This window comes from Denitratimonas organivorans (assembly GCF_037478135.1).
Classification (GTDB): domain Bacteria; phylum Pseudomonadota; class Gammaproteobacteria; order Xanthomonadales; family Xanthomonadaceae; genus Denitratimonas.
The window spans coordinates 346,218-361,636 of sequence record NZ_JBBHDV010000001.1; the positions used below are offsets into that span (position 1 = coordinate 346,218).

Consider the following 15,419-nt stretch of genomic DNA (forward strand, 5'->3'; position numbering starts at 1 on the left):
AGCACGCGAGCCGCGCGCCTTGTCGGGGGTTTTGCCGGAAGTGCGTCAGACCGATGGGGAGGAGAGGTTCCAGCTGGGCGTGATAATGCCGCTCAGCGGCTTTCCATCACATTGCCGGGCAGGTAGTGCCAGGTGCGGGTGATGTGCAGGATGTCGGTGCCGTCGCCGGTATCGGGCAGCGGGCCGAACGGTTCGGCCAGGCGCACAGTGCGGATTGCGGCCTCGTCCAGTACCGGCACGCCGCTGGGCTGCACGATGGTGATGTCCTCGACGCTGCCGTCGCGCCGCACCGCCACGGTCAGCACCAGTTGCCCGAGCAGGCTGCGGCGGCGGGCTTCGTCCGGATAATTGAGGTTGCCGATGCGCTCGACCCGCGCCTGCCACGCGCGCAGGTAGGCGGCGTACTCGTATTCGCGCGTGTTGGCCGAGACGAACTTGCGCTTGGGGCGCTTGGCGTAGCGGTTCTCGCGCTGCTCCACCGAAGCCGCCAGACGCGCCATTTCCAGGCTGCGCTCGATCAGCTCACGGTTGCTCGGCAGCGGCGTGCTGGGTGTGGGCACCAGCCGCGTAGTGTCGACTTGCTCGCGCCCGGCTGCCTTTGTCGCGACGATGGCCTCGCTTTCACGCGTTTGCGGCCGTGGCGAGCCGGCCTCCAGCGGCACCGGTGCGATGCCGGGTGTCGGGTTCGGGGCCGGCGCCGGCTGCATTTCGCTCGGACGTTCCGGGGTTTCGCTTTCACCGCCGCCGCTCTGGTTGGCCTGGGCCAGGAAATCGGCCTTGTCCGGCGGCTCGTTGGAATGGGTCTGCACCAGGATCACATCCAGCGTCGGCAGGACCGGCGCCGCATCGTCGATGGCAAAGCCTACACCCAGCGCCAGCACGCCATGAGCGATGATGGAAAACACCAGGGTCGCGGCAAGTCGGTCCCCGGTGGTGACGGCCGGACGCTGACTCACGCGATCGAAGCCTCGATCCGCTCGAACAGGTCGCCGGCGATATTGAGACCGTACTGCGCATCCAGCTCGCGCATGCAGGTCGGGCTGGTGACGTTGACTTCGGTCAGCCAGTCACCGATCACGTCCAGGCCGACGAAGCGCATGCCGCGCCGTTTCAGTTCCGGCCCGACCTGGGCGGCGATCCAGCGGTCACGCTCGCTCAGCGGCCGGCCTTCGCCGCGTCCGCCGGCGGCCAGATTGCCGCGGAACTCGTCGCCTTGCGGGATCCGCGCCAGGCAGTACGGCACCGGCTCGCCGTCGATCAGCAGGATGCGCTTGTCGCCTTCGGTGATTTCCGGCAGGTACTTCTGCGCCATCGCGAACTGGCGTCCGCCATCGGTCAGGGTTTCCAGGATCACATTGAGGTTGGCCTCGCCGGCGCGGGCGCGGAAGATCGAACGCCCGCCCATGCCGTCCAGCGGTTTCAGCACGCAGTCGCCGTGTTCGCCGACGAATGCCTTCAATGCGGCCGCCTGCGCCGCGACCAGCGTTGGCGGACAGCACTGCGGGAACAGCAGCGCCGCCAGCTTCTCGTTCATGTCGCGCAGGCCCTGCGGGTCGTTGAACACGTGCAGACCTTCGCGCTGCGCCAGGCCCAGGATCTGGGTGGCGTGGATGTAGGCCGCGTCGACCGGCGGGTCGGTGCGCATGAAGGCCAGATCGAAATCCGCCAGCGCCCGGCGCTGCGCCGGCTGCGCCGAATACCAGTCTTCCGGATCGTCGCGCACTGTGACCTGGCGGGCGTGGACGATCGCGCGTCCGCCTTCGATTCCCAGATCCCGGATCTCGGCCACCGACACCCGATGTCCGCGCCGCTGGGCCTCCAGCAGCATCGCGAACGTCGTGTCCTTGGTGATCCGGATCGACCCGATCGGGTCCATCACCACGATGACTTCCAGCGTCACGTACGCACCTTTTCGATGAAGTCGGCCGCGATGCTGCGGACCTTCGTCTATACTAACACCCGGGATGTCGGGGCAATCCGGGGGCACGCCTTGACAGGAGTCGACATCCATTGCGATATAGAACCAACTGCACCGCAATTGCTGGCGGCGCTACAGAGGAACCACTGGATGGATCGCAACGCGGAAACGGCCGACCTGACCGGCATGAAGGTCATGGTCATCGACGACTCCAAGACCATACGCCGGACAGCCGAAACCCTGCTCAAGAAGGAAGGGTGCGAGGTGTTCACGGCCACCGACGGCTTCGAGGCGCTGGCCAAGATCGCCGACAACCAGCCGCAGATCATCTTCGTGGACATCATGATGCCGCGCCTGGATGGCTATCAGACCTGTGCGCTGATCAAGAACAACCAGTTGTTCAAGTCCACGCCGGTGATCATGCTGTCCTCCAAGGACGGCCTGTTCGACAAGGCCAAGGGGCGGATCGTCGGTTCTGAGCAGTACCTCACCAAGCCTTTTACTCGGGAAGAGCTACTCTCGGCGATCCGGCGACATGTGCCGGCTGCGTGACCGCCAACTCTTCGGGGGGAGCATGGCAATGAATCCTTACATCGCCAGTAGAACCGGCAAGCGCCTGATGCGGGCGTCGGCGTATGCTGCCGGCCTGTGCCGCCCGGTCATCAGTCGGGGTGCCCGGTCATGATGGGTGCGATGGGGCAGGGTCCGTTCGATGTGCTGTTCGATTACGAACACCGCAGCCTCGAGCATGTGCCCGGTGTGCCGGACCAGATCGACGCGCCCGGCATGTGGCGCGGGATCGCGTTCCGGCTTGGCTCGCGGCTGCTGGCGTCCAGTTTTTCCGAAGTGGTCGAAATCATCCCGGTGCCGCCGCTCACGCAGGTGCCCGGCGGCGATGTCTGGCTGATCGGCGTTGCCAACCTGCGCAGTTCGCTGCTGCCGGTGGTGGACCTCAAACAGTATCTGGAAGGCGAGCGCACCGTGCAGCACGCGGGCACCCGGGCGCTGGTCGTGCGGCAGAGCGGCGGCAACGTCGCGGTGCTGATCGACGAACTGCTCGGGCAGCGCAACTTCCATCAGGGCCAGATCACCGAGGTGGGACAGATCGGTGAGGGCCGTTATGCCCCGTTCGTGCAGCAGGCCTATCGGGTCGGCGATGCGGTCTGGGGTGTTTTCGATATGGCACGATTGACGCGCACGCCGGAATTCCGGCAGGCGGCTGCCGCGTAAGGCGGCAAACGACGCATTTCAGGGTGAGGTTCTTGCAATGAGCACATTGGGCGCCGGTAGCGGCAAAGAACGCAGCGGAATGATCAACTTCTGGATCTTCCTGCTGGTAATCGCATTGCTGGCGCTGATCGCCAACGCCGTGCTGTCGGCGAAGTATTCGGGTGAGGAGGGACGCGCGCGTGACCGCGTCGCCGACATCCGCGTGCTGTCGCAGCAGGTGGCCAAGGCCGCGCAGGACGCCGCCTCCGGTGGTGTGGATGCGTTCGATGAGCTGCAAAGCACGCGCGAACGCATCCAGAGCAATCTCGATGCGCTCAATCGCGGCGGCGAAGACAACCCGGCCTACGCCGGCGATTCCGTGGTCGGGGTGCCGCTGCAGCGGCTGACCGATACCTGGTCGCCGATGAACGCCGCCGCGCTGCGTATCCTGGAGAGCAAGGAGCTGGTGCTGGGCCTGACTGATACCGCGCAGCAGTTCGCCGGCAACGTGCCGCTGATCCAGGCGGAGATGGACGAAGTCGTCCGTGCGATGGGCGAGTCCGGCAACGTCACCTTCTCGCAGATGTCGACCGCCTACCGCCAGATCGTGCTGGCTGACCGCATGCTGCGCCACGTGACCCAGATTCTGCAGGGCGGTACCGCGGCAACGTCGGCGGCCGACCGCTTCTCGCGCGATGCCACACTTTTCAGCCAGGTGCTGGGCGGCCTGCTCAACGGCCTGCCGGAACAGAACATTCGCCGTGTCGACGCCCCGGCCGCGCGTCAGTCGCTGGCGCGCGTGTCCTCGCTCTACAGTGAAATCGAAGAAAACGTCGACACCATCCTGAACGCGTCCAACGACCTGTTCGAGGTCAAGGAAGCCGCCGACGAAATCTCCAGCTCCTCGGTGGAACTACTGGTCTCGGCGGAAAACCTCAACCAGAGCTTCATCAATCTGCCCAGCAGCCGTCCGTTCCCGAGCGTGTGGATCGGTATTGCCGCCGGTGCCGCCGCGATCATCGCGATCCTCGGCCTGCTGTTCACCCTGTACCGCGACCAGGTCAAGCGCTTCCGCGTGACGCAGGAACTGAATCAGCGTAACCAGGAGGCGATTCTGCGCCTGCTGGACGAAATGGGCTCGCTCGCAGAAGGCGACCTGACGGTACGCGCGACGGTGACCGAAGACATCACCGGCGCGATCGCGGACTCGATCAACTTCGCGGTCGAGGCGCTGCGCTCGCTTGTAACGACGATTAACGAAACCGCCGTGCAGGTGGCTGCCGCCGCACAGGAAACCCAGGCCACCGCGATGCATCTGGCCGAAGCGGCCGAGCACCAGGCGCAGCAGATCACCTCGGCCTCGGCTGCGATCAACGAAATCGCGGTCTCGATCGACGAAGTGTCCAAGAACTCGGCCGAATCCGCCGACGTGGCGCAGCGCTCGGTGCAGATTGCCGCCAAGGGCGCCGAAGTGGTGCGCCAGACGATTCAGGGCATGGACTCGATCCGTGACCAGATCCAGGAAACCTCCAAGCGAATCAAGCGTCTGGGTGAAAGCTCGCAGGAAATTGGTTCGATCGTGGAACTGATCAACGACATTGCCGAGCAGACCAACATCCTGGCGCTGAACGCCGCCATTCAGGCCGCATCGGCCGGTGAGGCGGGCCGTGGCTTCGCGGTCGTGGCCGACGAAGTGCAGCGCCTCGCAGAACGCTCGGCCAACGCGACCAAGCGAATCGAAACGCTGGTGCAGACGATTCAGGCCGACACCAACGAAGCAGTGTCCTCGATGGAACAGACCACCGCCGAGGTGGTTGCTGGTGCGCGTCTGGCCGAGGACGCCGGCCTGGCACTGGGCGAGATCGAGACCGTGTCCAACGACCTGGCCGACCTGATTCAGAACATCTCCGAAGCGGCGCGTCAGCAGTCGGCTGCGGCGACCAACATCTCCGCGACGATGAACGTGATTCAGGAAATCACCACGCAGACGTCGGTCGGCGCAAGCCAGACCGCCGAATCGATTGGAAACCTCGCACAGTTGGCTGCCGACCTGCGCCGCTCGGTGGCGGACTTCAAGCTGCCGGGCTGAGTGACGGCGGAAGGGGGGTTGCAGCGGAATGGCTAGTGTTGCGACATCGGCACCCACGGCGCTCATGCGTCCGCTGGACGATGCCGAGTTCGATCGCTGGGTGCGCCTGCTGGAGGCGCGCACTGGCGTGATCGTGCCGCCCGAACGCAAGCCGTTCCTGGAAACCGGCCTGCGCCGGCGCATGCGCGAGACTGGCCATACCCGTTTCGACATCTATTACGACGAACTGGTCAGTGGTGCGCGCGGCGCCATGGAGTGGGCCTCGCTGGTCGACCATCTGACGGTGCACGAGACGCATTTCTTCCGTCACTTGCCGTCGATCGAGCTGATCCGCGACGAATGGCTGCCGCAGTGGCTGGAAACCGCTGCGCCCGATGCCTCGCTGCAGGCCCTGTCACTGGGTTGCTCCACCGGCGAGGAAGCCTATTCACTGGCACTGGTGCTGGATGCCGAGCTGTCGCGCGCCACGCCGCCGCACCGTTTCGGTGTCACCGCCACCGATGTCAGTCAGGCGGCCTTGACCCTCGCGCGCCATGCCGAGTACCCGATGCGGCGCCTGTCGGAGATTCCGGCGGCCTACCGCAACGGGGTCCACGCCCAGCCCGACGGTGAAACCTTCCGCATTGACGAACGGCTGCGCAAACGCGTCGGGTTCGCCTGCGTCAACCTGCTGCACGCCTCGCGTGCACCGCTGCGCAAGCTCGACATCATCTATTGCCAGAACGTGCTGATCTATTTCGCGCGCGAACGACGGGGACAGATGCTCGATGCCCTGGCCGGACTGCTGCAGCCTGGCGGGCTGCTGGTGCTCGGCCCGGGAGAAGTGTCCGGCTGGAGCCGCCCCGACATGCGCCGGACCGGCAGCCGCCAGACCCTGGCTTACATCAGCGATACCAAAGAGACCCGGGCATGAGGCCGCAAGACGACATTGATTTCACCACGCTTGCCTGGGTCAAGGGCGAACTCGACGAGACCCTGAAGCAGGCCCGACAGGCGCTTGAGGCCTATGTCGAGGACCCATCCGACATCAGCCAGATGCGCTTTTGCGCCACCTACCTGCACCAGGTGCAGGGCACGCTGCGCATGGTCGAGCTGTACGGCGCGGCGATGGTCACCGAGGAGATGGAACACCTGGCCGCTGCCTTGCTGGACGGGCAGGTGGCCGAGAAGGACGAAGCCTATGCCGCGCTGATGCGTGGCATGGTGCAGCTGCCGGACTACCTGGAGCGCCTGCAGAGCGGACACAAGGATATTCCGATCGTGCTGCTGCCGCTGCTCAACGACCTGCGCGCCGCGCGCGGGGAGAAGAGTCTGTCGGAAATCGCGCTGTTCACGCCCGATCTGGGCCAGGAGCTTCCCGGTGCGGTGGCGGCGCCGGCACAGCCGCTGTCCGATGCCGAACTGGCCACCCAGGTGGAGCCGCTGCGCAACCAGTTCCAGTTGGCGCTGTTGAAGTGGTTCCGCAATGACGATGTCGATACCAGCCTGGCGCGTCTGGCCGATACCTGCGACAAGCTGATCGGACTGATCTCCGAGGAAGAAGCCCGGCGCCTGTTCTGGGTTACCGCCGGGGTGCTGGAAGCGCTGCGTGCCAAGGCGTTCGAACCCAGTCCGCAGCTCAAGCAGACGGTCGGCAAGGTCGAACGCGAGATCAAGCGTCTGGTGGATTCGGGCGAGAAGAGCTTCCGCGCCGATCCGCCGCGCGAGCTGACCCGCAACCTGCTGTATTTCGTGGCCCATGCACCGACACAGCATGGCCGTATCGGTGAACTGCGCGACGTCTTCAACCTCGGCGCACTGCTGCCCAGCCAGGCCGAAATCGATCATGCGCGCAGCAGCCTGAGCGGGCACAACCGTTCGTTGCTGGATACCGTTTCCAGCGCGATCAAGGAAGACCTGCTGCGGGTCAAGGACGCGCTCGACCTGCACCTGCGCAATCCCAGCGCCGACACCGCCCAGCTGGCCGATCAGGCCGAAGTGCTGGATCGTGTCTCCGACACCCTCGGCATGCTCGGTCTGGGCGTGCCACGCCGCGTGGTGCAGGAACAGCGCGCCGCGATGCAGGCGGTGGTGGATGGCACCCGCACGGCCGATGAAAGCACGCTGCTGGATATCGCCGGCGCGCTGCTGTACGTGGAAGCTTCGCTCGATGACCAGGTCCAGCATCTGGGCGGCGTGCCGGCCGCAGAAGGTGGCGAAGGCGCAATGCCGTTGCCTTCGATCGAAACCCGGCGCGTGATGCAGGCCTTGGTGAAGGAGGCGCAGGTCAACTTCACCCGCGCCAAACAGTGCTTTATCGGTTACATCGAATCCAGCTGGGACGCCAGCCAGCTGCAGGACGCGCCGGAGCTGCTGTCGCAGGTGGCCGGCGCGCTGCGCATCGTGGAACTGCCTGCGGCGGCGGACTACCTGGACGCGGTCAGCCGCTTCACCCAGGTCGAATTGCTCGACAATCGCCGTGTGCCGGGCGTGGTGCAGATGGAAACCCTGGCCGATGCGCTGGCCAGTCTCGAATACTTCCTCGAAGCCCAGGCCGAACTGCGCCCGGGCCGCGACCGCATTCTGGTCACGGCACAATCCAGCCTGGAAAAGCTCGGCTACTGGCCGATTCCGAGCAGCGAGGCGGCTGCACTGGCGCCCGATATCGCGCTCGACGATCCTGCCTTCGATGCAACCGCAGCACTGGTGCAATCCGCGCAGGATGCGGCGCACGCCACGCCTGCGGAAACTCCGGCCGCAGCGGCTCCGGCGCAGGCCCGCGAGCCTGAGCCCGAACAGGTGCCGGAGCCGCAGCCCGCTGCGCCCGCTGTCGGCGACATCACCCCGCCGCCGGCGGTTGCCGTTCCCGAACCCGTGGCGGCGGAGCCAATGCCCGTCACGCCCGCCGAGCCGGCAACACCCGAGGTGGCCGAACCCGCGGCGGCGGAAGAGCCGGCAGCGGACGGCATCATCATCGGTGGTTTCGAGGCCACCTCCGACGAAATCGACGAGGAGATCCGCGAGGTCTTCGTCGAGGAAGTCGAAGAGGAAATCGAAAACCTGGGCGAACTGCTCGGTGGCTGGCTCGAAAATCCTGGCAACCTGGAGCAGGTCAAGTCGATCCGCCGCGTCTTCCATACCCTGAAGGGCAGCGGCCGCCTCGTTGGCGCGCTGACGCTGGGCGAGTTCAGCTGGAAGATCGAGAACATGCTGAACCGTGTTCTGGACAACACCATCCAGCCCACGCAGCCGGTACTGGAGCTGGTGCAGGCGGCCAACGATGTGCTGCCGGAAGTTCTTGCCGCGCTGCGTGGTGAACGCAGCGTGCGCACGGATCTTGAGGCGATCAAGGATGTTGCCGATCGTCTCGCCGCCGGCGAGCAGGCCCGTTACGTGCCTGCGCCGCCTGCCGCCGAAGCGGTCGCGGCACCGGTGGTACCGGTCGACGTGGTCGTGCCGGAAACCGCCGCTCCACAGATCGAAGAGCCGTCCGTGCCCGAGCCTGAAGCACCAACCGCCGATGCACCCGCAGAGGAACCGGCGCAGCAGGTCGCAGCCGAGCTGGAAGAAGCGCTTGCCGCCTTCGAGCCGGATGCCGATGCCGATATCGGTGCCGACAGCGCTGCTCCCGAAACGGACCGGATCGCGGTCGCCGCGATCGATGCGGTGCTGTTCGATATCCTCAAGCCGGAGGTGTCCGGCCATCTGGATACCGTCGATGCGTTCCTCGCCCAGGGCGAGCGGCCGGTCGACGATGCCCTGGTGCGCGCCGTGCACACCATGAACGGCGCGTTCGCGATGACCGAGGTTCCGGTGGTCACCGAAGTCACCGCGCCGCTGGAAAACTACCTCAAACGTGCACTTGCACATGGCCTGGCCTTGTCGCCGGCGGGTGCCTCGGCACTGGGCGATGCCACGCGCGCGTTGCGCAATGTGCTGGAGGAACTGGATTCCCCGGCGCCGCGCCTGACTCCGCTGTCCGACATCGCGGCCCGCATCGTGGCCGAGCGCGACCAGTTGCCCGATGCCACCGGCACCGCCGTGCCGGCCCATCCGGCGGACGATGCCGGAGACATGCCGGACCTGAGCACTGCCGTGTCGGTCGACCTCGGTGAAGATCTCGAGCAGACCCTGGAGCAGCTCGACGATGCCATCGCCGCGCCTGCCAGCGCCGAGTCCGGGCAGGATGAAATCGCCGAAACCGCAGGCGCGCAGGACGAAGCTGCACACGCGGCTGCGGGCGATGAGCCCTTCGATGCCGTGGCACTGGACGCCCTGGGTGGTCAGGACATCGCACTGGACGGCATCGGCCTGGACGGCATCGCGCAGGAGGCCGCCGCATTCCTCGCCGATGGCGCAGCCACCACGCCGCAGGCCGAGGCCGGTGCGGACTTCGCGGCGCCGGCCGAAGGGATTTCCGAAGAAGACACTCCTGCCGCATCGCAGCCTGATGTGGCCGAAGCAGACGATACGCCAGACGAAGTCCCGGCGGCGATCGAAACCGAATGGGTCGATCTGGTTTCCTCCGGAACGACAGCATCCGAAACGCCGTCGGATGACTGGCTCGACGTGGTTGAATCCGGGTTCGACAGCGAATCCGTCCAGCCCGAGCCGCTCGCCGTCGACGACCCGTCTGTCGCCGATGAACCTGCAGCGCCGCTCGAATCAATCGATCCTGCCGCCAGCGAGCCCGATGCAGCGGCGGAAGGCGTCGACGACATGATCCGCCGCTGGCTGGCCGACGAGTCCGCCGCCAGTCAGGAACAACCGGCCGCAACGCCGCACGACACCACTGAACCCGAGGCGGAGACGCCGGAAGCGGAAGCGCTGTCCAGTGGCCTGGTCGCCGGCTTCGTCGATGCCACTGCCGATGCGGACGCAAGTACCGGGGAGCAGGTGGCCGATACCGGCGCAGCGGCGGAAGAGCCACAGGCATCCGAGATTGACGCTTCGCCGGCAGAAACTGGCGGCATCGTCTCGGCTGATACCTTCTTTGAAACCAGCGAGCCGGTGGAGCTGCCGGCCGCAGAGGCCTTCACGCCCGATATCGGGATCGAGATCGAAGGCTTTGATGTCGACAGCCTGGAGCAGCAGTCGCGTTCCGACGATGGGGACACACCCGTCGACGCCGGCGTTGCCGATGCCCAACCGCAGCCCGGTGACATGGACGAGCCGGAAGAGGTCCGCTTCGAGGACGTCACCTTCGAGGATGCGACGCCGGCGCAGGATGTGGCCGAAACGGATGCAGCGGTTGAATCCGCTGATGAAGCGGCGATCAGCAGCGTCGAGGAAGCCGCAGAACCTGCGGAAACCGATGCGGCCGCGCTCGAACCCACCGTGGCTGACATGGCTGTCGACGCCATCACCAAGGCCGTGGAAACGTTTGACGACCCGCCGCAGGAAATCTCCGCCAGCGAACCTGCCATCAGCGAAACCGACAGCGTCGAGACGGAAGATGATGTGCTGGCTGCAGCACAGGAGGCACCGCAAACCGGCGCTGTCAGCAGCCGTGATGCACAGCTGGCGGTCTATTTCCTCGCCGGCCTGGATGTTGCCGATCCGGATCCGGAAGGCCCGCTGATGCTGGCCGACATGGACGAGGAACTGCTGGACATCTTCGTCGAGGAGGCCACCGACATCCTTGACCATTCCGACGGTTTCATGGTTCAGCTGCGCGAGTCGCCGAATGACCAGGAGGTCGTGGTCGCGTTGCAACGCGATCTGCACACCCTCAAGGGTGGTGCGCGCATGGCCGGCATCCATCCGATCGGCGATCTTGGCCATGTGATGGAAAGCCTGCTGGAGATCGTGGCCGAGGGCAAACGTGAACTGCCGTCCTACGGCATCGACGTGCTGGAACTGGCCTTCGACCGCCTCAACCGCCTGACCGCGCGCGTCAGCGAACGCCGCGCACTGACCTCGCCGACGCTGTTGATCCAGCGTGTGGAAATGCTCGCGCGTGGCGAAGAGCCGGAGTTGGAACTGGACGAACTGGTGCCGGAGATCGCCGCCGAAACGGTTGCGCCGGAAGCAGTCGCCGCCGCCGTCGAGGCCGCCGTGGCCGAACCGACCGCGCTGGATCTGGCGCCCACCGCGCTGGATGACGAAGACGTTGGCGTGCGTGCGCCGCAGGAGCAGATCCGCATCCGCGCCGACCTGCTCGACCGCCTCGTCAACTACGCCGGTGAAGTCGCGATCTACCGCGCCCGCCTTGAGCAGCAACTGGGCCTGTTCCGCGGCAACCTGGCGGAACTGGAGCAGACCACCGAGCGTCTGCGCGGCCAGCTACGAAAATTGGAAATCGAAACCGAGGCGCAGATCGTCGCGCGCTACCAGCGCGAAGCGGAAATGGGCGGCGAAGAAACCTTCGATCCGCTCGAACTGGACCGCTTCTCCACCCTGCAGCAGCTCTCTCGCGCGCTGTCCGAGTCGGCCGCCGACCTGGTCAGCCTGCAAAGCACGCTGGAAGACCACACCCGTCAGTACGAAACGCTGCTGCTGCAACAGTCGCGCGTGAGCTCGGACCTGCAGGAAGGTCTGATGCGCACCCGCATGGTGCCGTTCGATTCGCTGGTGCCGCGCATGCGCCGCATCATCCGCCAGACCGCCGCCGAACTGGGCAAGAAGGCCCAACTCAAGGTCGAAGGCGCACAGGGCGAAATGGACCGCAGCGTGCTGGACCGCATGACCGCACCGTTGGAGCACATGCTGCGCAACGCGTTGGCGCATGGTCTGGAAACGCCGGAAGAACGGCGTGCCGCCGGCAAACCGGAAGAGGGCACGATCAAGGTTTCGGTCTTGCGCGAAGGCTCGGAAGTGGTCATCAAGGTGACCGACGACGGCCGTGGCCTGGACCGCGACGCAATCCGCCGCAAGGCGATTGATCGTGGCCTGCTTGCGGCCGACGCGCAGGTATCCGATCAGGCGCTGTACGGCTTCATCCTGGAATCCGGCTTCTCCACCGCCTCGTCGGTCAGCAAGGTCGCCGGGCGTGGCGTCGGCATGGACGTGGTGCACAGCGAAATCCGCCAGCTCGGCGGCACCCTGGGCATCGATTCGGAGCGGGGCAAGGGTTCGGTCTTCACCACCCGCCTGCCGTTCACGCTGGCGGTGACCCAGGCCGTATTCGTCGAGCAGGGCGATACCTCCTACGCGGTGCCGATCGCCTCGGTACAGGGCGTGGCGCGCATCGACCGCAGTGAGCTGGATGCCCAGCTGGCCAGTGGCTCGCCGACCTTCGTCTACGCCGGCGAGGATTACCAGATCCACGATCTGGGAAAGCTGCTGGGCCAGGGTGCGGCGCGGGCCGAGGACAGCCTGCAGGTGCCGCTGCTGCTGGCGCGCTCCGGTGATCTGCGTTCGGCGATCTGCGTGGACCATGTCATCGGCAGCCGCGAAATCGTGGTGAAGCCGGTCGGCGCCCAGGTCAGCTCGATCCCTGGCATCTTCGGCGCCACGATCATGGGTGACGGTCGCGTCATCGTGATCCTCGACGTCGCCCCGCTGGTGCGCCGCTACAACGCGCAGGCCAGGACCGACGAACCGGAAGTCGTGGTGCCGGCCGCCCCGGTGCGGCGTGTGCCGCTGGTGATGGTGGTCGACGATTCGATCACGATGCGCAAGGTCACCGGCCGCGTGCTGGAACGCCACAACTACGAAGTGCTCACCGCCAAGGACGGTGTGGACGCGATCGAAAAACTCACCGACCGGGTGCCGGACGTGATGCTGCTGGACATCGAAATGCCGCGCATGGACGGCTATGAGCTGGCCACGCATATGCGTAATGACGTGCGTCTGCGCGGCATCCCGATCATCATGATCACCTCGCGTACCGGCGAAAAGCATCGCCAGCGCGCGTTCGAAATCGGTGTGGACCGTTACCTTGGCAAGCCCTACCAGGAGGCCGATCTGATGCGGAATGTGGACGAAATCCTGAAGGTGCAGCGTGGCGATCTCGGTTGATTCCTGCGTCGTCGCGCTGCTCGGGCGCGATGACGGTGCACGCCACCAGTTGCGTCAGGCGCTGGAGGAACTGGGTGCGGCGGTCGCCTTTGAAGGCGAACCGGCCAGCGTGTCCGGCGCCAACGTGCTGGATGCCGCGCCCAACGTGGTGATCGTCAACCTGGAAGAAGGTGCCGAGGACGATCTGGACCACCTGCAGGCGCTGTTCGACGACCCGGCGATCAATGTCGTGTTCAACGAGGCCGGCGTCAGCCGTAGCCTGGAAGGCTGGGATCTGGCGCGCTGGGCGCGACACCTGGCCGCCAAGGTGCTGGGCAACGACAACACCATGCCGCCGCCGCCGGAAGGCGCCGAACTGCTACAACCGCGCGATCTGATGCCCACGCCCGGCGCCGTGCCGACACCTGCGCAGTTGGCACCGGAACAGTCCATGGACACGTTCCGCGACGAAGCACACAATGCTTCCGATGCAGTGCCGGCTGACGAACTTTCCGGAATGCTGTCGCCAGCGTCGGCCGCACAGACCGAAGTGGCGGGCATGTCATCTGGCAACGATCCCACGCCTGCCGACGACGCCGGTCTGGAGATCGACTTCTCCATGCTGGAAGACGCACTCACGCTGCAGGACAGCCCGCCACCGGAGCGCCTGCCGCCGACTCCCGAGTCGGTGGAAGAGCAGAGCCTTGCCGGTATCGATGTCGGCACGCTGGACATGGTCACATCGCCAGCCGATGCCGCATCCGTGGAACCGGATGTCGGCGCCGGAACTGCGCGGCAGGACGAATCGCCAGCAGCGGTGGAAGAAACCTTCGATTACAGCTTCGAGGATTTCGACGCGGAGCCGGCTGCGGAATCGCCCGGGGCTGCATCGTTTGAAACACCACAGGTCGATACCGCAGCCGCTGGCGAAGCTGCCGGCTTCAGCATCGACTTCAGCACCACGGACAGCGGCCAGGCGCCGGATCCGGTTTCTGCGGGAAGTGCCGGCGCGGATACGCCCGCCCCGGCAGCAGAGGATCTGGAGGCTGACTTTTCCTGGGATATCAACGAGCTTTCCTCCGAAGCTGGCGAAGAGCCGGACGCCACTGGCGATACGCAAGCCGCCACCGGAGGCGGTTTCGATGCCGCCGCCTGGGACGTGTCTTCGGATGAAAGCGGCTTCGACGAAAACCTGGCGCTGGACGACGACGTCGCCGCGCTTGCCGCACAGCTGGACGCACTGGAAGCCAGCAACACGCCGGCGGGCGAGGAGGTGCCGGCCGGTCTGGATTTCAGCCATCTGGAACAGGATGAGCCCGCAGCACCGGCAGCCGAGTCCAGTGCCGCAACAGCGACGGAAGCCGCACCTGGGCGCGATTCCGAAGCCCTGCTGGCAGGTGCCGCCTCGCTGTCACTGGCGCCTCTGGAGCAACAGGACGCTGACGCCGGCGATGCGCAGCCCGCACCCGAAAAGCCGAGCTACGACTTCGGCTCCCTCTCCGGGCTGAGCCTTGAACCGCTGGAAGGAGAAGGCGAAGAAGAAGCGACCCCTGCAGCGGACACTGCGGATTCCGAAATCGATCCGCTGCTGGTGGCGATGGGCCTGGTGGAATCACCCGAGGAAGCGCCGGCAGTTGCCGAGGATGCCTCGCTCGCGGCTGCAACGGATCTGGGTGACTCGAAAATGACCGTGGTTCCGGCCACCGCCGGCGGCGCCATCGAGCGTGTCATCGTGCTGGGTGCATCGATTGGTGGCCCGGATGCGGTGCGCACCTTCCTGTCGGAGTTTCCCGACCAGTTCCCGGCCCTGTTCCTGCTGGTCCAGCATCTGGAATCCGGCTATTTCGAGCGTCTCGCCCAGCAGTTGCAGAAATCCTCGCCGCTGCCGGTGAAGGTGGCGGCCGCTGGCAGCACCGCTCGCCACGGTGAAGTGCTGGTGGTTCCGGCCAGCGACCGGGTATCGGTCGACAGCAATGGCCAGGTCACGTTCGAGCCACATCCGGCGCCGCCGCAATACAGCCCCTCGATCGATGCCGTGTTGCAGTCGGTCGCCGATCTGTTCGGCAACCGTGCCACCGCCATCATCTTCAGCGGCATGGCCGGCGATGCGGTCGAAGGTGCGGTCTACCTGGCCGGGCGTGGCGGCGAAGTCTGGGCCCAGGACCCGCAGACCTGCGTGGTCAGTTCGATGGTGGATGGCGCCCGCGCCCGTGGTGTCGTCGAATTCACCGGCTCGCCGCGCGATCTTGCGCAGCGCTGCATCGCCATGTTCAACCACTGACG

At 66.0% G+C, this 15,419-nt stretch carries 8 protein-coding genes; 6 read left to right on the forward strand and 2 right to left on the reverse strand.

Features of this window, described 5'->3' with window-relative positions; translation table 11 throughout:
* Positions 1–92: 92 nt before the first annotated feature.
* The gene (locus WDB66_RS01540; protein WP_339396662.1) at positions 93–956 is read right to left on the reverse strand and encodes an energy transducer TonB; all 864 of its coding nucleotides are present in this window, start codon (positions 954–956) and stop codon (positions 93–95) included.
* The gene (gene gshB / locus WDB66_RS01545; protein ID WP_339396663.1) at positions 953–1,900 is read right to left on the reverse strand and encodes a glutathione synthase; all 948 of its coding nucleotides are present in this window, start codon (positions 1,898–1,900) and stop codon (positions 953–955) included. The genes WDB66_RS01540 and gshB overlap by 4 nt, the downstream gene beginning before the upstream one ends.
* 168 nt (positions 1,901–2,068) lie before the next feature.
* Between gshB and pilG the strand changes: the two genes are divergently transcribed.
* The 6 genes from pilG (at position 2,069) to WDB66_RS01575 (ending at position 15,417) form a co-directional block, all read left to right on the forward strand.
* Entirely contained in the window at positions 2,069–2,470 is a 402-nt protein-coding gene (pilG, locus tag WDB66_RS01550) for a twitching motility response regulator PilG (protein ID WP_339396664.1), read from the forward strand.
* 141 nt (positions 2,471–2,611) lie between these two features.
* Positions 2,612–3,148, forward strand: a complete 537-nt coding sequence (locus WDB66_RS01555) for a chemotaxis protein CheW (RefSeq protein WP_339396665.1) — start codon at positions 2,612–2,614, stop codon at positions 3,146–3,148.
* 37 nt (positions 3,149–3,185) lie between these two features.
* Positions 3,186–5,216: a methyl-accepting chemotaxis protein gene (locus WDB66_RS01560; protein WP_339396666.1), complete on the forward strand. Its 2,031-nt coding sequence runs from the start codon at positions 3,186–3,188 to the stop codon at positions 5,214–5,216.
* A 64-nt stretch (positions 5,217–5,280) separates the two neighbouring features.
* Positions 5,281–6,129 carry a CheR family methyltransferase gene (locus WDB66_RS01565; protein ID WP_339396667.1) on the forward strand — a complete coding sequence of 283 codons (849 nt, stop codon included), beginning with the start codon at positions 5,281–5,283 and terminating at the stop codon, positions 6,127–6,129.
* Positions 6,126–13,157 (forward strand): hybrid sensor histidine kinase/response regulator, encoded by a 7,032-nt coding sequence (locus tag WDB66_RS01570; RefSeq protein ID WP_339396668.1) that lies wholly within the window; start codon positions 6,126–6,128, stop codon positions 13,155–13,157. Before WDB66_RS01565 ends, WDB66_RS01570 begins: the two co-directional genes overlap by 4 nt.
* Positions 13,141–15,417, forward strand: a complete 2,277-nt coding sequence (locus WDB66_RS01575; RefSeq protein ID WP_339396669.1) for a chemotaxis protein CheB — start codon at positions 13,141–13,143, stop codon at positions 15,415–15,417. The genes WDB66_RS01570 and WDB66_RS01575 overlap by 17 nt, the downstream gene beginning before the upstream one ends.
* Positions 15,418–15,419: the final 2 nt, after the last annotated feature.